The following is a 20,273-nucleotide window of genomic DNA, read 5'->3' as shown; positions in this document are numbered from 1 at the left end:
AATGGAGAAACAAAATGCATACAAAAAAATCTCTACCGGAGCTTACGCTTAGGGGTATTATACTAGGAAGTGTTTTAACTATAATCTTTACAGCCTCAAATGTATATTTGGGGCTTAAGGTGGGTCTTACTTTTTCTACTTCTATTCCTGCTGTTGTGATTGCAATGGCTGTTTTAAAAATCTTCAAAGATTCTAATATTTTAGAAAATAACATGGTGCAAACTCAAGTGTCAGCAGCAGGTACGCTTTCAGCTGTTATTTTTGTTATACCAGGGCTTTTCATGTGTGGATATTGGGTTGAATTCCCATTGTGGCTTACCTTTATGCTTTGTCTTTGTGGTGGTGGCTTAGGAGTGCTTTTTACTATACCTTTGCGTAGGGCTATGGTAGTAGAAAGCAAGTTAGCTTATCCTGAAGGAAGGGCAGCAGCTGAAATTTTAAAAGTAGCCAACAAAGATCAAGCGGACAAAAAAGGCAAAGTAGGTTTAAAAGAAATCATCTTAGGAGTTAGTATAGCTTCTATTGTAAGTCTTTTTTCAAGTGGATTTAAATTACTTTCAAGCGGAAGCAGTATAGCCTTTATGTGGCAAAAAATGACTTTTGCATTTTCCATGGGTTATTCAGTAGCGCTTTTGGGTGCTGGATATTTAGTCGGTATAGCTGGTGGAGTTGCATTGCTTGTGGGTATGATGCTTGCATGGATGGTGTTTGTGCCGTATTTTTCATCTAAAGAAAACCTTGATTTAAGTTTAGCTACACTTGATATCGCAAGTCAAATTTGGGCGCAAAAAGTACGATTAATAGGTACTGGAGCTATAGCCGTAGCTGCATTATGGACTTTAATCGAGTTAGCAAAGCCTGTTTATAATGGTGTAAAAAATATGCTTAAAAAAACCTCTTTAAGTGTATCAAAAAATTCAACAGATACGGATTTATCTTTAAAAACGATACTAATATTATTTGTTTTGATGACCATAGGTTTATTTGTATCTTTTTATACTTTTGTAGCAGACTCAACTTTGGCTAGTGGATATCAAATTCTTTTTGCTTTAGTTGGAACTTTGATCGCAATTTTTATAGGTTTTTTTGTGGCTTCAGCCTGTGGATATATGGCAGGTTTGGTAGGTTCTTCATCTTCTCCTATTTCAGGTATAGGACTTATAGGGATTATGATCTCATCTTTAATTATCCTGCTTTTAGGTTATAAGATTAATTTATTTGATGATCCGTTGATGTCTAAGTTTGCTATTGCTTTTGCGATTTTTATTACAAGTGTTATTTTGGCAACAGCGGCCATTTCAAATGATAATTTACAGGATTTAAAAACCGGTTATTTAGTGGGTGCTACTCCGTGGAAACAGCAGGTTTCTTTGATTATAGGTTGTGTTTTTGGGGCTTTAGCGATAGCTCCTGTGTTAAATTTGCTATATCAAGCTTATGGCTTTGTGGGTGCTTTACCAAGAGAAGGTATGGATGAAGCAAATGCTTTAGCTGCTCCACAAGCAAATTTAATGAGTACCATAGCACAAGGAATTTTTAATGCTAATATCGACTGGGCTTATATCATAATAGGTGCTTTTGTAGGTGTTGGTATTATCATCGTTGATCGAGTGCTAAGAACTAAAAACATGTCTTTACCACCTTTAGCTGTGGGTATAGGTATGTATTTACCGCCAACTATCAACACGCCTTTGTTTATCGGAGGTTTTTTAGCGTATTTAATTAAAAAACGTTTAGAAAAAAGATATGCTAAAAATGCCCATAAAAAAGAACTTATTCAAGAGCATGAGCAAAAAGGGACTTTGTTTGCTTCTGGTTTGATAGTGGGAGAAAGTATATTTGGAGTGTTAATAGCAGGTTTAACTGTGTTTTCTATTAGCAGAGGCGGGGCTGAAGAGCCACTTGCTATTGTGACTTCATTTAAAGATGATGGGATTATAGGATTTGTAGTGTTTGTAGCGATTATGCTAATTTTTGCAAGAAGAGTACTTAAAAAATGAATTTAGATTATTATTATGCTTTGATTTTAGGAATTATTGAAGGTTTAACAGAATTTTTACCCGTTTCATCAACCGGACATATGATCTTGGGTGCTGAAATTTTAGGTTTAGAAATTGATGATTTTTGGAGAAGTTTTTTTATTATCATTCAGCTTGGTTCTATACTAGCGGTTATCTTGATTTTCAAAGATAAATTAACTCAAAAAATCGATATCTGGCTTAAACTTGCTGTGGGCTTTTTGCCCGCAGGAGGGGTAGGTTTTATAGCATATAAGTTTTTAAAAGAAATATTTAATGGCTACACAGTGGCTACAATGTTGATAATCGGTGGGATTATTTTTATTGTGATAGAGTTAAAGCATAGAAAAAAAGACTATACGATCCATTCTTTAGATGAGGTAAGTTATAAACAAGCTTTTTTGATAGGCTTAACGCAAGCTCTTGCGATCATACCAGGTACTTCAAGAAGTGGAGCAAGTATCATAGGAGGGTTATTGCTTGGACTTGACCGTAAAGTTGCTTCTGAATTTTCTTTTTTACTTGCGATACCAACCATGATCGTTGCAACAGCTTATAGTATCTATAAAGAACCACAAGTGCTAAGTAATATGAGCAATTTCATTCCTTTGGCAATAGGCTTTGTAACAGCTTTTGTGGTTGCTTTTGTGGTGATAAAAATCTTTTTAAAATTAATCAGCAAGATCAACTTTATACCTTTTGGAATTTATAGGATTATTTTAGGTGTTGTGTTTTTGTATCTTTTTATGAGTGGTATGTTAGATATATCAAGAACGGGTATTTGAAAGATAAAAATATCCTTTATTTAAAAAAAGTTTAAGTTTTTCATAGCTAAAATTAGTCTTATATTTTAATTTAATCTCACAAAGTTAGTGAGTGCTAAGGGTAGAAATGACAAAAGATATAATTGCATATGCAAACAATGAAACTTTAGTGGATACTCAAAGTTTTAATAATGATACAAATTTAAGTCCTGTTTATTTTGATAATTCTAAACAAAGTTTAGAAGTTATCCGCCACTCTTGTGCGCACTTGATGGCTCAAGCGATTAAAAGCTTATATCCAGAAGCTAAATTTTTCGTAGGTCCTGTGATAGAAGATGGGTTTTACTATGATTTTAGAGTCGATAGTAAAATTTCAGAAGAAGACTTAAGTAAAATCGAAAAGAAAATGAAAGAACTAGCAGAAGCAAAGCTAGATATAACAAAATACGAACTCTCCAAACAAGAAGTTAAAGAAAAATTTGCTAATGATGATCTTAAACAAGAAGTTTTATTAAGAATTCCTGATGGTAAAGTAAGTATTTACAAACAAGGTGAGTTTGAAGATTTATGTCGTGGGCCTCATGTGCCAAACACTAGGTATTTAAGATTTTTCAAGCTTACTCGTGTAGCCGGTGCGTATTTAGGCGGTGATGAGAAAAGAGAAATGCTTACAAGAATTTATGGTACCGCTTTTGCAGATAAAGAAAGTTTAAATGAATACTTAAAAATCATAGAAGAAGCTAAAAAAAGAGACCATAGAAAACTTGGTAATGAAATGAAGCTTTTTGCTTTTGATGATGAGATCGGCGGCGGACTTCCTATATGGCTTAGCAATGGAGCAAAATTAAGAAGCAAGCTAGAACATTTGTTGTATAAAGCACACAGACTAAGAGGTTATGAGCCAGTGCGTGGACCTGAGCTTTTAAAGGCTGATGCATGGAAAGTGAGTGGGCATTATGCAAACTATAAAGAAAATATGTATTTTACGCAAATTGATGAGCAAGAATATGGCATTAAGCCAATGAATTGTGTAGGGCATATTAAAATTTATCAAAATGATGTTAGAAGTTATCGTGACTTGCCTTTGAAATTCTTCGAATACGGTGTAGTGCACCGCCATGAAAAAAGTGGAGTTTTACACGGGCTTTTTAGAGTAAGAGAATTTACCCAAGATGATGCGCATATTTTTTGTATGCCAAGTCAGATAAAAGAACAAGTGTTAGAAATTCTAAGTTTTGTTGATACCTTGATGAAAGCTTTTGAATTTGATTATGAAATGGAAATTTCAACACGCCCAGCAAAAGCGATAGGCGATGATGAAATTTGGGATATAGCAACTAAAGCACTAAAAGAAGCCTTAGATGAGCAAGGTTTAAAATACGGCATTGATGAGGGTGGTGGAGCTTTCTATGGTCCAAAAATAGATATAAAAATCACCGATGCATTAAAGAGAAAATGGCAGTGCGGAACTATACAAGTAGACTTTAACTTGCCAAGTCGTTTTAAACTCGAATACACAGACGCAGATAATGAGAAAAAACAACCTGTAATGCTTCACCGTGCCATTTTGGGTTCTTTTGAAAGATTTATAGGAATTTTGGTAGAGCATTGTGCGGGTGAGTTGCCATTTTTTATTGCGCCAACTCAAGTAGCTATAGTGCCTATTTCGCAAAATCATCATGAGTATGCAAAAGAAATAGCAAGAAAGCTTTTAGAGCTTGGTATTGATAGTGAAGTATATAATAAAAACGAAAGTTTAAACAAAAAAATCCGCACCGCAGAAAAAGCACATGTGCCTATGATACTTGTTTTAGGCGATGAAGAAGTAGCAAACCAAAGTGTGGCTTTAAGAGATAGAAGAGCAAAAGAACAAAAAACAATGACTTTAGATGAATTTATAACCCTAACCAAGGAGAAATTAAGTGAGGTACGCTTTTGAGTAAAGAAAAAGAAGTATTGCTAAATGAAGAAATTCAAGCAGATGAGATCAGATGTATAGGTGATGATGGCAAGGTTTATGGCATTATTAGTAGTGATGAAGCGCTAGATATCGCAAATAGACTAGGGCTTGATTTGGTGATGATAGCTGCTGAAGCCAAGCCACCTGTATGTAAGATAATGGATTATGGAAAATTCCGTTATCAACAAGAAAAAAAGCAAAAAGAAGCAAAGAAAAAACAAAAAGTGATTGATATAAAAGAAATCAAGCTTTCTGTGAAAATCGCTCAAAACGATATCAACTATAAAGTGAAGCATGCAAGCGAGTTTTTAGAGCAAGGCAAGCATGTGAAATTTAGAGTGTTTTTAAAAGGTCGTGAGATGGGCTCTCCTGAAGCAGGGGTAGCCTTGCTTGAAAAAATTTGGCAAATGGTTGAAGATATAGCAGATAGAGACAAAGAACCTTTACTCGAAGGACGCTATGTAAATATGCTAGTAACTCCTAAAAAGAAAAAATAATCACAAGCCTAAAAAGGCTTGTGTCTTTAAACTTATGCTACAAGAAAATCCGCAATTTTTAAAAGAACAAATCATAACTTATCTTGGCAATAAAAGATCCTTGCTTGATTTTTTAAATCAAGGCTTTAAATTCGCACAAAATGAGCTAAAAAAAGACAAATTTAGCTTTTGTGATGTATTTAGTGGCTCTGGGGTAGTTTCGCGTTTTGTGAGGCCTTATGCGAGTTTTATCATGGCAAATGATTTGGAGGATTATTCTAAAATCATTAATGAGTGTTACTTAAGCAATCAAAACGCACAGTTTTTACAAGAATTACAAAAACATTATGCTTTTTTAACCTCTGATTTAAAGCTTGAAAAAGGCTTTATAAGCAAGCTTTATGCACCAAATGATGATGAGCATATTCAAAAAGATGAAAGAGTTTTTTATACGCTTAAAAATGCGATGTATTTAGATTCTATGCGACAAAAAATTTCAAAATTACCAAGTAATATACAAAAATACTTCATTGCACCGCTTATCTATGAAGCCAGCGTACATGCAAATACAAGCGGGGTTTTTAAAGGTTTTTATAAAGATAAAAATGGAGTGGGAAAATTTGGAGGAAATGGAGCAAATGCACTTAGTCGTATAAAAGGCGATATAGTTTTAAAAATGCCTGTTTTTTCAAATTTTACTTGTGAGTATGAGGTTTTTCAAAAAGATGCAAATGTTTTAGCTAAGGAGCTTGATAGTTTTGATGTGGCGTATTTAGACCCACCTTATAATCAGCACCCTTATGGATCAAATTATTTTATGTTAAATTTAATTGCTAATTATAAAAAGCCAAAGGAAATTTCAAAGGTTTCTGGCATACCAAAAGACTGGAACCGCAGTGCTTTCAACAAAGAAAAAAAAGCCGAAGATGCTTTGTTTGATTTGATAGATGATTTGAAAGCTAAGATTGTATTGCTTTCTTATAATTGTGAAGGTTTTGTAAAAAAAGAAAATTTCACAAAAAGACTTCAAAGCCTTGGAGAATGTTTTGTGCTTGAGCAAAAGTATAATGCCTTTAGAGCGAGCAGAAACCTCTCTAAGCGTTCTATGCATATACAAGAACAACTTTATGTGTTAAAAAAGAAGAACTAGAATTTAATTTTTCTAAAGCATAGTTGTAGTAAAATGATAGCTTTCTTTTATGAAAAAATTGATCCAAAGGATACACATGCCAAAAATGAAAAGCGTTAAAAGTGCTGTTAAACGCTTCAAAGTAGGTAAAAACAAAATCAAAAGAGGTGCTGCTTATAGAAGCCACATTTTGACTAAAAAACCTGCTAAAAGAATGCGTGATCTTCGCACTTCTAAGTATGTTCACTCAACCAATGTTAAAGCGGTTGAAAAAATGTTAGGAATTTAAGCTCGCTTAAATTTAGTTTTTGACGAAAGTCATTCAAACTCCCCTTATTTAAAGGGCAAGATTCGTTTAACGAACGCCAATTTGTGAAAGGATAAATATGGCAAGAGTAAAAACAGGTGTTGTAAGACGCCGCAGACATAAAAAGGTTTTAAAACTTGCGCGTGGTTTTTATAGTGGTCGCCGCAAACACTTTAGAAAAGCTAAAGAACAATTAGAAAGAAGTTTGGTTTATGCGTATCGTGATAGACGCCGCAAAAAACGTGATTTCCGTCGTCTTTGGATAGTACGTATCAATGCAGCTTGCAGACTAAATGATATTAGTTATTCAAGATTTATAAATGGTCTTAAAAAAGCAGGCATTGAGCTTGATAGAAAAATCTTAGCTGATTTAGCGATGAATGATGCAGCTGCTTTTGCTAAAATAGCAGATGCTGCTAAAAAAGCACTTTAATCTTACTGCAAGGCTTTTTATAAGCCTTGTTTTTCTCTTTACTCTCTTTTTAAATCCTCTTTTTGCAAAAGATATTTTACTTTTTAAAGTCTATGATGAAAAAACATTTAAAGATGTAAATTTAAGTCATTATCTTATGAGTGAAAAACTCGATGGTGTAAGAGGGCTTTGGAGCGGTAAGTCTATGCAAACAAGGGCAGGAAATGCCATAAAACTCCCTTTGTTTTTCACAAAAAATTTTCCTAAATTCGAATTAGATGGAGAGCTTTGGGTAAAAAGAGCTTCTTTTGAAGAAATTTCATCTTTAATACGCCAAGAAAATCCCGATGAAAAACTCTGGCAAAAAGTAAGTTATAACGTCTTTGATGTGCCAAATGCTTGTAAAGAATTTAAACTTGATCCTTGTACTTTAGAAGCAAGATTAGATATTTTAAAAAAGTATTTAGCTAAAAATCCAAATGATTTTATAAAAATCATCCCACAAATTCGCATTAAAGATAAAAATCATTTAAAGCAATTTTACCAAGATATCATTTCGCATAAAGGCGAGGGTGTGATCATAAGATTAAACAACGCACCTTATGAAAAGAAAAGATCAAACAATGCTTTTAAATTAAAGCCATTTGATGATTTAGAGTGTGTAGTAAAAGAGCATTTTAAAGCAAAGGCTAAATGGGAAGGTAAAATGGATTCTTTGCTTTGTGAAGCCATTATCGAGGGTAAAAAAGTAGATTTTAAAATAGGTTCAGGTTTTAAAGAAAGCGATCGCTTAAATCCTCCGCCAATTGGCGCTATTATTACTTTTAAGTATAGTGGCTTAACCAAAAATGGTAAGCCAAAATTTGCAAGCTTTTTAAGAGTACATGAAAGTAGTACTTTGCGATAAGCCCGCAAAGTATGTTAAATTTTCTTTATAAAAACTCTAAAGCAAAGGTAAAGCACAAAACCCACGCAAGCACTAGCTATAATACAAGCTCCACTTGCAAGATTATAATAAAAACTTACAAAAAGCCCTACCACGCAAAAACTTATGCTTAAAAACGTGGAGATGATCATCATTTGCCCAAGTTTTTTAGAAAAACTTTCAGCGATAAAAGCAGGTATGCTAAGCAAGGCTATCACTAGTACAAGTCCTACTATCTTGATGCTGATTACGATGCAAAAAGCCATCATTGCGATCAAAAGATAATGAAAAACATCAGTTTTAACCCCTCTTAAGCTCGCAAATTCCTTATCAAAACTTAGAATTTCAAACTGACGATAAAAAAGCAAAACCAAAAACACAAAAATCACATCAATCACAGCAAATAAAATAATATCTTGTGTAGGTACAGATAAAATACTACCAAACAAGTATCCCATCAAGTCGCCATTATACCCTGGAGTTAAGTCTATAAGTATGATCCCAACAGCCATACCAAAAGCCCATACAACACCGACTATATTGTCGCTTCTAAAAGGGTATTTTTGCACCAAAAACGCCACAAGCAAAGCTAAAAAAAGCGTAAACAAACTTGTGCTAACTAGCACAGGTAAGCCAAAATAAAATGCTATGCCTATGCCACCAAAAGCCCCATGAGTGATGCCACCTGCAATAGAACTTAGACGGTTGATCATGATCAAAGTCCCCATGATACCACAGGCAATGCTAGTTAAAAACGCTGCTAGAAAGGCATTTTGAATAAAAGAGCTAGACAAAAGCTCAAGCATGATTTTCTCCTTTACAACAACACTGCTCCAAGCTAAGCTCCACATCGCAAAAATGTGAATGATTTTGGCTTAGATGTGTTAGCAAGTGTGCTTTTTTTTCAGGAGTATTTTCGTGCAAAAATAATTCTTTGTTTAAATATGCGATTTTGTTTGCATAAGCTAAACTGACATTTAAATCATGGCATATTACTATCACACCAACCCCGCTTTCGTGTAATTTTTTCAAAAGCTCAAAAATCTGCACCGAACCTTTAGTATCTATACTTGCAGTAGGTTCATCAAGGATTAAAAGCTTGCATTCACTTGCTAGTGCTCTTGCGATGTAAACTCTTTGTCTTTGGCCTCCGCTTAGTTCATTGATTTTTTTATCCCAAAAATTTCTCATACCTACTTTTTCTAGGGCTATTAAAGCTTGATCTTGGTCTTTTTTGGTATAAAAACCAAAGAATTTTTTATCCACCCTGCCCATCATAACTACTTCTAGTACGCGTACTGGAAAGTTTGGGTTGGCTAAAGTATTTTGCGGGACATAGCCTATATCTTTGAGGTTAAATCCATTAAATTTAATCTTTTTATGGCTATCAAGTAAGCCAAGTATCAGCTTTAAAAGTGTAGATTTGCCTCCGCCATTTGGTCCCACTATGGCCAAAAAATCCTTACTGTTATAGTTTAGGTTGATATTTTTTAAAACTATATCTTGATGATAAGTAAAATCAAGATTTTCAATTTGAATTTGTATCATTGTAACATGCTTGCTATATTTTTTGCATCGCTTAAAAGCGCATTGTTGTAATCACTTGGCAAATGATCAAGCTCTATGATTTGTAGTCCATAGTTATTTGCCATGGCTTTAATGGTGTTATTATTAGCTCCTTTTGGCACGAAAATAGCTTTGATATGTTCTTTTTGTATGAGTTTTGCGAGTTTGGCTAAATCTTTTGGCTTAGGTTCTTTGCCTTCTATTTCGACAGGAATTTGATTTAAATGGTATCTTTTAGCAAAATACCCCCAAGATGGGTGGTATACTAAAAAATACTTGCCCTTACTGTGTTCAAAAAGTGCTTGAATTTGTAAATTTAACGTATCAAGTTCTTTTAAAAAGTCTTTTAAATTTTGCTCGTAAAATGCTTTATTTTCTGGGTATTGTTCTATAAGTGCTAAGGCAATGTTTTTAGCATGAGTTTTAACTAAAACAGGATCAAGCCAAGTGTGAGGGTCATCTCCATGGTGGTGGTGTCCATCGTGTGCATGCTCTTGTAAAGGCATAAGCTTAATGCCATTTTGTGTGGAGATGATTTGGGTGTTTTTGAGATTATCCTTAAGCTTTAAAATCCAAATTTTTTCAAATTCCAAATTTGCTGTGAAGTAAATATCGCTTTTTTCAAGTTTTAAAATACCACTTGGTTTAAATTCGAAAGTATGCTCATTTGCATTAGGAGGTATAACGATGTTTACATCCAAAGTGTCTTTGGCAATTTGCTTTACAAAATAAGCCTGCGGAGCGATACTAACACTAACTAAATTTTTAGCATATAAGCTAAAAAATGAAATCAAACACAAAAACAATACACGCATAATTTTCCTTTCTAAAAACAAAAAAATATTATACTATATTAGAAAAAATAAGGAGTGAAGATGAATTTATGGAATAAAAAAGCAAAAAGTTACGCAAGATATAGTTCTAACTTAAACGAAATCCAAAAAACTACTTTTGCAAAACTTGGATCCTTGCAAGGTAAAAGTGTAGTAGATATAGGCTGTGGGAGCGGTGTTTGGACTTTGCATTTAGCACAAAAAGCAAAAGATGTTTTGGGTATAGATAGCTCTAGCGCTATGCTTGAAATTTTGCAAGAAGATGCAACAACTCATGCTATATCAAATGTAAAAACTTTAAATTTGGACTTTGAAAGCTTTTATAACAACCATAATATGAAATTTGACTTAGCTTTTTTGAGTATGTCACCTGCTTTGCAAAATGAAAAAGATTATCAAGCCTTTTTAAACTTAGCGCCTAAAAAAGTGTATTTAGGTTGGGCAAGTAGGCGTAAAAGTAGCTTTTTAGATCCTATATTTGAACATTTTAATACGCATTTTAAAGGTTTTTATGAAGAGGATTTGCAAGGTTTTTTAAATGCACAAAATATCCCTTATGAGGTTGAAATTTTTAATGAAACTAGAGTGGTAAAAAGAGATAAAGAAAGTGCGATAGAAAATGCTTTATGGCATTTGAGTATGAATGGTGTTAATGCAAACAAACAAGAACTAGAAAGCTTTGCAAAAGATGAGGTAGAAGAGATCATAGAAGCTAAGATAAAACTTTTGATTGTTGGTTAAATTTCAAGGTTATTGCACCTTGAAATTTAAAATTTTTCCTGCCATAAATGGCACCACATCACCGTATTTTTGTGGTACTTGCCATTCTTGTTTTTCTAGAGTGATAATTTTATCATTTTCAAATTTAAGATCATGGATTTTGCAGGCATTATCTGAAATAAATTTTTGCAAATTTACTTCATTTGAATGTTTTTCAAAAAGTTCAGCCAGTACAGGTAAAATCACCGGTGCGCTAAATACACCAGCCGCACAACCACAGCATTCTTTAGCGTGTAGTGGATGAGGCGCGCTATCGCTTCCAAACATAGCCTTTTCATAGCCACTAAAAGCAAGCTCGCATAAAGCGTCTTTATCCTCGTAGCGTTTTGCAATAGGCTTGCAAAACAAGTGCGGATCCATCTTGCCACCCACTACATCATCTAAGGTTATCATCAAGTGGTGTAAAGTGATAGTTGCGTATAAGTTTTCATGATCTTTTAGTAAATCACACAAAGTTTTGGTGGTGATGTGCTCCATGATGATTTTTAGTTTCGGAAAGTTTTTTGCTAGTTTTTCATAAATTTTAGCAAAATTCGCTTCTCTATCCATTACAAAATCATTTGTTTCACCATGCACAAGCAAAGGTATGTTTAATTCGCTCATGGCGTTTAATGTGGGCTTTAGCTTTTCTATATCAAAGCTTGAAATTCCATTATCTGAGTTGGTGGTTATGCCCGCAGGGTAAAGCTTGATGGCAAAAAGTTCATCTTTGGCTTTTTCTAAAAATTTCTCATCATAGTCTTTGAAAAATAAAGTCATTAAAGGCGTAAAGTCTTCTTTGTTGCATGCTTTTAAAATGCGTTCTTTGTAGGCTTTGAGTGCAGTTGTTTCAGTAAGTGGGGTGATTAAATTTGGCATGATAACCCCTACCTTAAAGTCTTTTGCGCTAAATGGAGCTACAAGTTCAAGCATGCTTTCATCACGTAAATGCAAATGCATATCCAAAGGGTTTTTAACTATCATTTTATCTCCTATTTGAGTTTATATAATCCATTTTTGAGTTTTTCAAGCAAAGCTTTTTCTTCTAAAAATTTAAAAGTAGAAATAATGGTAGGTTTGCTGATGTTTAATTGTTTGGAAAGTTCTTCGATATTTGCAAAGACAAAGCCATCATCATCAGCATGAAGCGCTAAAAATTCTAAAATTTCAAAACGTTTTTTACCAAAAATTTTAATACATAGTGTTTTTACTTTATCATCCATTCTCTAGCCATATCAAAAAGAATAAAACTCCAAGTAATTATAGCTAAAACTACGCTAAAAAGCACCCCTGCACTTGCGCAATCTTTTGCTTTTTTGGCTAAGATGTGAAATTCGCTCGTGCAAAGATCCACGCAAGCTTCTATGGCAGAATTTAGTGCTTCTACGATCAAAATCAACACTAGAACAAATACAAGCACAAAATGCTCTAAAAAGCTTATAGGAAAAAACAAACTCAAGCATATTAAAGGCAGGATAATGGCAAATTCTATTCGAAAAGCCATTTCATCTTTGAGTAAAAATTTAACTCCACTCAAGGCATAGCTTGCATTTTTAAACAAAGAATACTTAGGTTTCATCGTTTATTTTCCTTTAAATTTTCGCTAAATATATCATAATTTGCCTCATACTCTTTACTATTTACTCCAAAATATCCTAGCAAACTTGAAAAAAGATTATCATGCGAGAGCTTGTAGTCTTTTTTTGCTTGTAAGGCTTGAGTTAAGTTGCCATCTTTACTCCAAAAGATCATTGGTATATGTTTTTGGTCTTTTGGTGCTATTAAATAAGGCATGCCATGTAGATAAATTCCATTCTCACCTAAACTCTCCCCATGATCTGATAGGTACAGTAAAGAAGCCTCTTGAATAGGGCTTTTTCGAAGTAAATCTATAAGATTTTTAAGGATAAAATCTGTGTAAAGTAAAGTATTATCATAGGTGTTGATGATTTGTTCTTGTGAGCAGGTGTTAAGCTCATTTGTGTCACAAGTAGGAGTAAATTTTTTAAATTCTTTTGGGTAGCGTTTGTAGTAAGTTGGCCCATGAGAACCTTGTAAATGCACAACGATGATTTGATTGGTATGGGTGTTTTGGAGTTCTTTTTCTACAAGTTCGAGTAAACTCTCATCATAATCTTTTGCAATCAATTGGTGTTTTATGCGATCGCAATTGCCTTTGCAGCCTCCTGAATTGTTGCCAAACCAAACACTTTTGACCCCGACTTTTTGTAAGATATCTAAAGCATTTTCTTCATACAAACCATCTTTAAAATCTTCTCTTTTATGTCTTGAAAACATACAAGGCAAACTTCTTGCCGTGGCAGTTCCACAAGAGCTTACATCACTAAAATAAACCAAATTTGCTTCATTTTTGGTGTAAAAATTTGTATCATTATAAGTGTAACCCCCTAAAGAATAATGACTTGCTCGAGCTGTTTCTCCTACAACTAAAATCATCAATCTAGAAGCATTGTTATCTTTTAAACTCGCATCATCTGAAATGATAGTAAGTTCTTTTTTGCTTGCTAGTTTTTTCTTGGTAAATTCTATACTAGAGTAAATTGGGTAAAATGGTAGATTATACATTCTAACGATATTGTGTGATCGTAAAAAAGGCAAAAAAGACTTTGAACTAAGGGCGATTAAGCCAAAGCATATAGCTAAAGATCCTAAAAATAATACACTTTTTTTGAAAAAATATCTCTCATACTCGATCTTAGTTAAAATCACAAGCACGCTAGGTAAAACAACAAAAGCTAAAATATACAAAACAAAAGAAAAATTAAAATACGAAAAAAATTCTCTATTATCTGTTTCAACAACATTTTGTATCATATGATCATCGATTAAAACTCCATAGTTGCTAACAAAATAACTACAAATAGCACAAGTACTAAGCAAAAATATGCTTAAAATTTTACTTAAGTAAGGAAGGTAGACTAAAGATAGTATGCTTAAAACTAAGAAAAAATAAATTCCAAAAAATATCCCAAAAAGCATGAGATCTTGCTCGATTTTATCATATACAAATTCAAATAATGGAAAATTAAACGCCATAATAAAAACGGTATTAAGTAAAGTAAATTGCACCCACGAGAGCTTTAAACGCATTTTTTTCCTTTAGAATAAAATAAAAACTTAGTCTATTTGAATAAAATTAATAAATCGCATATAAAATAGCAATAACTAAAGAATAAAGGCTTTTAATGAAATTATTATCATGGAATGTAAATGGCCTAAGGGCAATTTGCGATAAAAACGCACTAGATTGGATCGAACAAGAAGAAATTGATTTTATAGGCTTTCAAGAAATCAAAGCACATGAAGACAAATTCCCAAAAAGAATTTACGAATACCCTTTCAAACATATGTATTCAAATAGTGCCAAAAGAGCGGGCTACTCGGGAGTGATGAGCTTGTGCAATTTTGACTGCGAAGTGAAAAAATGTGAATTTTTTGATGATGATGAGGGTAGGGTTTTAGAACATAGATTTAAAAACATAGTTTTGTTTAACATCTACTTTCCAAATGGTCAAAAAGATGAAGAGCGTTTGAATTTTAAAATGAAATTTTACAATGATTTTTTGGTGTATCTAGATAAGCTTTTAAAAGAAGGTAAAGAGATTATCATTTGTGGTGATGTTAACACTGCTCACCGTGAGATAGACTTAACTCACCCAAAGGCCAATGAAAAAACTTCAGGCTTTTTACCTATAGAACGTGCTTGGATTGATGATTTGCTAAAATTAGGTTTTGTAGATACATTTAGGCATGTTAATGGCGACATCAAAGAAAAATACTCGTGGTGGAGCTATAGAATGAAAGCAAGAGAAAGAAATGTAGGCTGGAGGATTGACTACTTTTTTATCTCTAATGGTTTAAAAGACAAGCTCAAAAATGCCTTTATAAGAGATGATATTTTTGGTTCAGATCATGCTCCTGTTGGCATAGAAATCGACATTTAATCTACCTTTTTTAGGTGGATTTTGTGTCAAACTTATAAATTAATCATATATTAAGTAAAATATATATATAATTTCATTCTTAACTGCAAAGTGGCCCATTCGTCTAGCGGTTAGGACATCGCCCTTTCACGGCGGTAACACGAGTTCGAGTCTCGTATGGGTCACCACTTCTATTTTTATTCCCATATTTTTGATATTTATTTTCATTTTACAAAAAGTTACATTCTAATTTGTTATTTTGCATGCTCTTTTAATTTTATTTAAATTCAGTTTCTTTTAAATTAATTATCATTAACATTTTTAAAATAATCATTAACATTTAAACACCTAAAACTTCGCAACGGTTTTTAAAGTATACAAAGGAGGCTAGTATGTATAAACCTAAAAACAAAAACGAGTTGATGGCACTAGTGCATAATGATAGAATTTCTTTAAAAGATATCGATGTGTCTTTGATAGATGATTTTTCATATGTGTTTTATTACTCTAAAAGATCGGACTTTTTGGGTATTGAAAATTGGGACGTTTCAAATGCTAAAGATATGTCTTATATGTTTTATTGTTGTGAAAGTTTTAATGCTAATTTATCACGTTGGGATGTGTCAAAAGTTGAAAATATGGAGAGTATGTTTTTCAACTGTAAAAATTTCAACCAAGACTTGTCAAAATGGAACACTCAAAGTTTAAAAGATATGTCTTACATGTTTTTTAATTGTGTTAAATTTAACCATTCTTTATTGCACTGGAAAACCTCCAATACAATCAGAATGGCACATTGTTTTGAAAACTGTCAAGCCTATGAACATAGTGTAGCAAACTGGGATGTGCAAAATGTCATCACTATGGCTTACCTTTTTCATAACTGTAAAAATTTTCATCATGAGCTAGAAGAGTGGAATATCCAAAGTCATTGTAATACACATAAAATGTTTGGAAATCGCGGAATTGATAAAATTTATACTATCAAAGGCGTAGAGCTTGATTGATCTAATTCACACATTTTTTGTGTGAATTTTTCTTTTTATTTTTTTAAGTTTTTCATCAACTTTTTGTACTAAACTTATCTTGTCAAAGTGCTGTTTTTCAGTATCTAGAGATTATTTTTTAGGAAAATTTCTATGAAGATAAAATTTATTATAAAAAGAGATAAAAGCCAAGTTGTGTTTGATACTACAAAGATCAAAAATTCCATTTTTAAAGCCAATCTTAACTCAAGCGATGAAAAATTAGACAAGCAAAAACTAGATCGGCTCTGCGATGAGGTTGTATCTTTGCTTGATGAGGGTATCCAAGTAGAAAAAATCCAAGATCTAATCGAAGAAGTTTTGATTAAAAATTCCCTAGTAAATACCACCAAATCATATATGTTCCACCACCAACAAAAGCTACTAACTCACAAGAACGACCGAGGTTTATTGAATTTATACGATAGCTTGACTTTTCAAGACTCTAAGGAAGCAGATCTTAAAAGAGAAAATGCAAACATCAATTCAGACAGTGCTATGGGTATGATGTTAAAGTATGGTTCAGAAGGAGCAAAGTACTATGTTGATCAATGTGTCTTGCCAAAACATATAGCAAAAGCACACCAAAACGGCGATATACACATACACGACAAAGATTTTTATATGCTAACACAAACGTGCTGCCAAATTGACTTGCTAAAGCTTTTTGAAAATGGTTTTAGCACAGGGCATGGAAGCTTGCGAGAGCCAAATGATATCAGATCTTATGCATCGCTAGCATGTATCGCCCTACAAGCTAACCAAAACGAAATGCACGGAGGTCAATCTATACCTAATTTTGACTTTGCCATGGCAAAAGGCGTGACAAAAACTTTTCAAAAAGAGTATAAAAAAGCCATAAAAGCATTTTTTGAAATAAAACTAGAGCAAAACATAGATGATCAATGCTTTGAAAATGCTAACTTTCAAGCTTCATGTGAAAAAGCATGCTTAAAAACACTTTTGAAAGCTTTACCAAGCTACCAACAAGACTTCCTAGAAAAAGCCAATGCTTACGCGTATAAAAAAGCACTCGTTGAAACACAAAATGCTACTTATCAAGCCATGGAAGCTTTGGTGCATAATCTTAACACTATGAACTCAAGAGCAGGAGCACAAGTTCCTTTTAGTACGTTAAATTATGGCACCGATACATCTTTTGAAGGACAAATGGTGGTAGAAAATTTACTCAAAGCCACGATTAAAGGACTAGGAGAGGGTGAAACGCCCATTTTCCCTGTGCAAATTTTTAAAGTAAAAGAAGGTGTTAATTACCATGAAAAAGACCCTAACTATAAGCTTTTTCAGCTTGCTATAGAATGTGCGTCTAAAAGACTTTTTCCAAATTTTAGCTTTTTAGATGCGAGTTTTAACGCAAAATACTATAAAAAGGGCGATTATAACAGCGAAGTGGCTTATATGGGGTGTAGAACTAGGGTTATGGCAAATGTTTATGATAAGAGTAAAGAAATCACAAGCGGTAGAGGAAATTTAAGTTTTACAAGTATCAACCTTGTGCGTTTAGCTATAGAAGCCAAAGGAAATTTAGAGCTTTTTTACTCATTTTTAAAAGAAAAATTAGAACTTGTGTATGAGCAGTTACTGCATAGATATCAAATTCAAAGCCTAAAAAAGGCTAAAAATTTCCCATTTTTAATGGGCGAGGGAATTTGGATAAATTCAGATACTTTAAAAGAAAACGATAGCGTAGAAAAAGTGATCGCGCATGGGACTTTAGCTATAGGCTATATAGGGCTTTGTGAAAGCTTAGTAGCTTTGGTGGGTTCTCATCATGGGCAAAGCCAAGAAGCAAGAGAGCTTGGTTTGCAAATCGTGCGTTTTATGCGTGAATTTGTCGATGAAAAAGCATTCAAAGACAAACTGAATTTTTCACTCATAGCCACTCCAGCTGAAGGATTAAGTGGAAGATTTTTAAAGCTAGATCAAAAAAAATACGGCATTTTAAAAGGCATAACCGATAAAGAATTTTATACCAATTCTTTTCATATTCCTGTGGATTTTCCTATCAGTATCTATGAAAAAATTCAAATAGAAGCTCCATATCATGAGCTAAATAACGGCGGGCATATCACTTATGTAGAGTTAAATGGCGATGTGAGTAAAAACCTAGAAAGCTTTAAGCGTATCATACAATGCATGAAAGAAAGTAACATTGGATATGGCTCGATCAACTTCCCGCTAGATAGAGACCCAGTGTGTGGTTATAGCGGTGTGATAGATGAGTTTTGCCCAAAATGTCATAGAAAAGAAGATGATGTTAAATTCGAACGCATTAGAAGGATCACAGGTTATCTAGTGGGAACGCTTGATCGTTTTAACAATGCGAAAAAAGCAGAAGTGCATGCAAGAATTAAGCACAACTTTCATTAGACTAGCAGGTGTTGAAAAAGAATCCATTGTCGATGGTTATGGTTTGCGTTATGTGATTTTTACTCAAGGTTGCCCTCATCGCTGCAAAGGTTGCCATAACCCACAAACACATGATTTTAACAAGGGATATTTGCAAGATTTAGCAAGTTTATATGATGAGATTTGTAAAAATCCTTTGCTTCAAGGTGTTACTTTTAGTGGTGGAGAGCCTTTTATGCAAGCAAAAAATTTAAGTATTTTAGCAAAGCATATTAAAGCTTTGGGGCTTGATCTTACTATATACACAGGCTTTACTTATGAAGAGTTGTTGCAAGAACAAGCCATGAAAGAATTACTCATTTATACTGATGTTTTGATTGATGGGAAGTTTATCTTAGAGCAAAAGGACTTGTCATTAAAATTCAAGGGCAGTAAAAACCAACGTATAATTGATGTGGCAAAAACTTTAGTACAAGATAAAATCATACTTTTGTAAAATCAAGAGATGTTTAGTCTTTTTTAATATAACTATGTTAGAATATCCATAAATTTAAAAAAGGAGAACGATATGTTTGAATTAAGAAAACTACCTTATGAAGCAGATGCTTTTGGGGATTTTTTAAGTGCAGAAACTTTTGCTTATCATCATGGTAAACATCACCAAACTTATGTAAATAACCTAAACAATCTTATCAAAGATACTGAATTTGCAGGAAAAGATTTAGTATACATCGTGCAAAATTCAAGCGGTGGAATTTTCAACAACGCTGCTCAAGTGTATAATCATGACTTTTATTTTGACTGCATTAAGCCAAAAACATGCTGTGGTTGTGGCTGTTCTTTAAGCGATGAATTTAAAGCAGCAGTGGAAAAAGACTTTGGTTCTATGGAAAATTTAAAAGAAGAATTTATCAAAGGTGCTACAGGGGTATTTGGCTCTGGTTGGTTTTGGCTAGTTTACAACACTCAAAATCAAAAACTAGAATTAGTAGCTACAAGCAATGCTGCTACACCTATTACTGAAGGTAAAGTTCCACTTTTAGTAGTAGATGTATGGGAGCATGCTTACTATGTAGATCACCGCAATGCACGTCCTGCGTACTTAGAAAAATTCTATGCACACATTAACTGGGAATTTGTAGCAAAAGCTTATGAATGGGCTATCAAAGAAGGTATGAACTCAGTAAGCTTTTATGCAAACGAACTTCACCCACTAAACTAAAAACAAAACCTCTTAGAATTTCTAAGAGGTTTACTTACCACTGCTTGTATTAAAAATTTATTTAAAATAACCATTTATAATTCTGCGAAAATTAACATAAAATTAAATCAAAAGGAAAAATAATGTCTATTCGTTACTCCACGGGGGGGGGGAATCGATAATTCCCAAATCAAACATTCTTTAAATTCATCAAACCAACTCTCATTTTTTACGAAAAAAACCTTTCTTTCTTTAGCAACTATATCTTTTTTAGCTAGCTATGCTAATGCAAACATCATAAGTGATCATAACCATTCAAGTGGTGCTATCCAAATAACTAGTAAAAACCAAAAAAATATCAGTGGTGGTAATTGCAATGGTACAAGCTGTACGATAAGTAATGAACAAAGTAACACAGTTACCATTAACAATGGTGGTGGTACTTTAACCATAGATAAAGGCGGTAAAATTGAAGTTAGTGATAAAAAAGGTGTTGTGGTTAACAAAGACACCAATAATGTAACTATCATAAATCATGGCTCTATCATCGCAAATGGAAATAGTCAGCCTTTTGGTATCCACAA

General features: G+C 33.4%; 21 protein-coding genes and 1 tRNA gene. 15 read left to right on the top strand and 7 right to left on the bottom strand.

The features are described 5' to 3' along the window. Positions 1-14: 14 nt before the first annotated feature. The 8 genes from CKA54_RS05590 to CKA54_RS05555 all read left to right on the top strand — a co-directional run bounded on the left by CKA54_RS05590 (position 15) and on the right by CKA54_RS05555 (position 7,973). Positions 15-2,000: an OPT family oligopeptide transporter gene (locus CKA54_RS05590; RefSeq protein ID WP_120760640.1), complete on the top strand. Its 1,986-nt coding sequence runs from the start codon at positions 15-17 to the stop codon at positions 1,998-2,000. Further along, on the top strand, positions 1,997-2,803 hold the full coding sequence (locus tag CKA54_RS05585) for an undecaprenyl-diphosphate phosphatase (RefSeq protein ID WP_120760639.1): 807 nt from the start codon (positions 1,997-1,999) through the stop codon (positions 2,801-2,803). Before CKA54_RS05590 ends, CKA54_RS05585 begins: the two co-directional genes overlap by 4 nt. Positions 2,804-2,909: 106 nt before the next feature. Continuing rightward, positions 2,910-4,721 carry a threonine--tRNA ligase gene (gene thrS / locus CKA54_RS05580; protein ID WP_120760638.1) on the top strand — a complete coding sequence of 604 codons (1,812 nt, stop codon included), beginning with the start codon at positions 2,910-2,912 and terminating at the stop codon, positions 4,719-4,721. Then, entirely contained in the window at positions 4,718-5,239 is a 522-nt protein-coding gene (gene infC, locus CKA54_RS05575) for a translation initiation factor IF-3 (RefSeq protein ID WP_043019265.1), read from the top strand. The genes thrS and infC overlap by 4 nt, the downstream gene beginning before the upstream one ends. A 34-nt stretch (positions 5,240-5,273) precedes the next feature. Continuing rightward, positions 5,274-6,368 carry a DNA adenine methylase gene (locus CKA54_RS05570; protein ID WP_120760637.1) on the top strand — a complete coding sequence of 365 codons (1,095 nt, stop codon included), beginning with the start codon at positions 5,274-5,276 and terminating at the stop codon, positions 6,366-6,368. A gap of 76 nt (positions 6,369-6,444) precedes the next feature. Continuing rightward, a complete protein-coding gene (rpmI, locus tag CKA54_RS05565) occupies positions 6,445-6,636 on the top strand; it encodes a 50S ribosomal protein L35 (protein ID WP_039617094.1) in 192 nt (63 codons plus the stop codon). Positions 6,637-6,733: 97 nt separating this feature from the next. Next, a complete protein-coding gene (rplT, locus tag CKA54_RS05560) occupies positions 6,734-7,087 on the top strand; it encodes a 50S ribosomal protein L20 (RefSeq protein ID WP_039617097.1) in 354 nt (117 codons plus the stop codon). Beyond that, positions 7,065-7,973, top strand: a complete 909-nt coding sequence (locus CKA54_RS05555) for a DNA ligase (protein ID WP_120760636.1) — start codon at positions 7,065-7,067, stop codon at positions 7,971-7,973. The genes rplT and CKA54_RS05555 overlap by 23 nt, the downstream gene beginning before the upstream one ends. A 14-nt stretch (positions 7,974-7,987) precedes the next feature. Here the strand turns inward: CKA54_RS05555 and CKA54_RS05550 are convergent, their stop codons facing one another. The 3 genes from CKA54_RS05550 to CKA54_RS05540 are packed head-to-tail and all read right to left on the bottom strand — an operon-like array spanning position 7,988 to position 10,372. Next, positions 7,988-8,797 carry a metal ABC transporter permease gene (locus tag CKA54_RS05550; protein ID WP_120760635.1) on the bottom strand — a complete coding sequence of 270 codons (810 nt, stop codon included), beginning with the start codon at positions 8,795-8,797 and terminating at the stop codon, positions 7,988-7,990. Further along, positions 8,790-9,539, bottom strand: coding sequence for a metal ABC transporter ATP-binding protein (locus CKA54_RS05545; protein WP_120760634.1), 750 nt, complete (start codon positions 9,537-9,539; stop codon positions 8,790-8,792). Before CKA54_RS05545 ends, CKA54_RS05550 begins: the two co-directional genes overlap by 8 nt. Further along, positions 9,536-10,372 carry a zinc ABC transporter substrate-binding protein gene (locus CKA54_RS05540; RefSeq protein WP_120760633.1) on the bottom strand — a complete coding sequence of 279 codons (837 nt, stop codon included), beginning with the start codon at positions 10,370-10,372 and terminating at the stop codon, positions 9,536-9,538. The genes CKA54_RS05545 and CKA54_RS05540 overlap by 4 nt, the downstream gene beginning before the upstream one ends. 60 nt (positions 10,373-10,432) lie before the next feature. Here CKA54_RS05540 and CKA54_RS05535 point away from each other — a divergent pair, with 60 nt between their 5' ends. After that, positions 10,433-11,131: a class I SAM-dependent methyltransferase gene (locus tag CKA54_RS05535; RefSeq protein WP_120760632.1), complete on the top strand. Its 699-nt coding sequence runs from the start codon at positions 10,433-10,435 to the stop codon at positions 11,129-11,131. Between the two features lie 9 nt (positions 11,132-11,140). On the opposite strand, the gene pyrC is transcribed toward CKA54_RS05535, so the two are convergent. The 4 genes from pyrC to CKA54_RS05515 are packed head-to-tail and all read right to left on the bottom strand — an operon-like array spanning position 11,141 to position 14,260. Further along, positions 11,141-12,133: a dihydroorotase gene (gene pyrC, locus CKA54_RS05530; RefSeq protein WP_120760631.1), complete on the bottom strand. Its 993-nt coding sequence runs from the start codon at positions 12,131-12,133 to the stop codon at positions 11,141-11,143. A gap of 8 nt (positions 12,134-12,141) precedes the next feature. After that, the gene (locus CKA54_RS05525; RefSeq protein ID WP_120760630.1) at positions 12,142-12,372 is read right to left on the bottom strand and encodes a helix-turn-helix domain-containing protein; all 231 of its coding nucleotides are present in this window, start codon (positions 12,370-12,372) and stop codon (positions 12,142-12,144) included. Further along, positions 12,357-12,728 carry a diacylglycerol kinase gene (locus tag CKA54_RS05520; RefSeq protein ID WP_120760629.1) on the bottom strand — a complete coding sequence of 124 codons (372 nt, stop codon included), beginning with the start codon at positions 12,726-12,728 and terminating at the stop codon, positions 12,357-12,359. The genes CKA54_RS05525 and CKA54_RS05520 overlap by 16 nt, the downstream gene beginning before the upstream one ends. Then, complete coding sequence (locus CKA54_RS05515) at positions 12,725-14,260, bottom strand: phosphoethanolamine transferase (protein ID WP_120760628.1); 1,536 nt, start codon at positions 14,258-14,260, stop codon at positions 12,725-12,727. The genes CKA54_RS05520 and CKA54_RS05515 overlap by 4 nt, the downstream gene beginning before the upstream one ends. A gap of 95 nt (positions 14,261-14,355) precedes the next feature. Between CKA54_RS05515 and CKA54_RS05510 the strand changes: the two genes are divergently transcribed. The 6 genes from CKA54_RS05510 to sodB all read left to right on the top strand — a co-directional run bounded on the left by CKA54_RS05510 (position 14,356) and on the right by sodB (position 19,710). Next, the gene (locus tag CKA54_RS05510; protein ID WP_120760627.1) at positions 14,356-15,114 is read left to right on the top strand and encodes an exodeoxyribonuclease III; all 759 of its coding nucleotides are present in this window, start codon (positions 14,356-14,358) and stop codon (positions 15,112-15,114) included. Positions 15,115-15,206: 92 nt separating this feature from the next. Beyond that, positions 15,207-15,281: transfer RNA gene (locus CKA54_RS05505), tRNA-Glu, on the top strand. A 204-nt stretch (positions 15,282-15,485) separates the two neighbouring features. Then, positions 15,486-16,100, top strand: coding sequence for a BspA family leucine-rich repeat surface protein (locus tag CKA54_RS05500; RefSeq protein ID WP_120760626.1), 615 nt, complete (start codon positions 15,486-15,488; stop codon positions 16,098-16,100). A 132-nt stretch (positions 16,101-16,232) separates the two neighbouring features. Then, on the top strand, positions 16,233-18,509 hold the full coding sequence (locus tag CKA54_RS05495) for an anaerobic ribonucleoside triphosphate reductase (protein ID WP_120760625.1): 2,277 nt from the start codon (positions 16,233-16,235) through the stop codon (positions 18,507-18,509). Beyond that, on the top strand, positions 18,481-18,984 hold the full coding sequence (gene nrdG / locus CKA54_RS05490; RefSeq protein WP_120760624.1) for an anaerobic ribonucleoside-triphosphate reductase activating protein: 504 nt from the start codon (positions 18,481-18,483) through the stop codon (positions 18,982-18,984). The genes CKA54_RS05495 and nrdG overlap by 29 nt, the downstream gene beginning before the upstream one ends. Before the next feature lie 72 nt (positions 18,985-19,056). Beyond that, positions 19,057-19,710 (top strand): superoxide dismutase [Fe], encoded by a 654-nt coding sequence (sodB, locus tag CKA54_RS05485; protein WP_120760623.1) that lies wholly within the window; start codon positions 19,057-19,059, stop codon positions 19,708-19,710. Positions 19,711-20,273 lie beyond the last annotated feature (563 nt).

The organism is Campylobacter sp. P255 (genome assembly GCF_003627915.1).
GTDB lineage: Bacteria > Campylobacterota > Campylobacteria > Campylobacterales > Campylobacteraceae > Campylobacter_D.
This window is presented reverse-complemented; position numbering and strand designations above follow the sequence as displayed.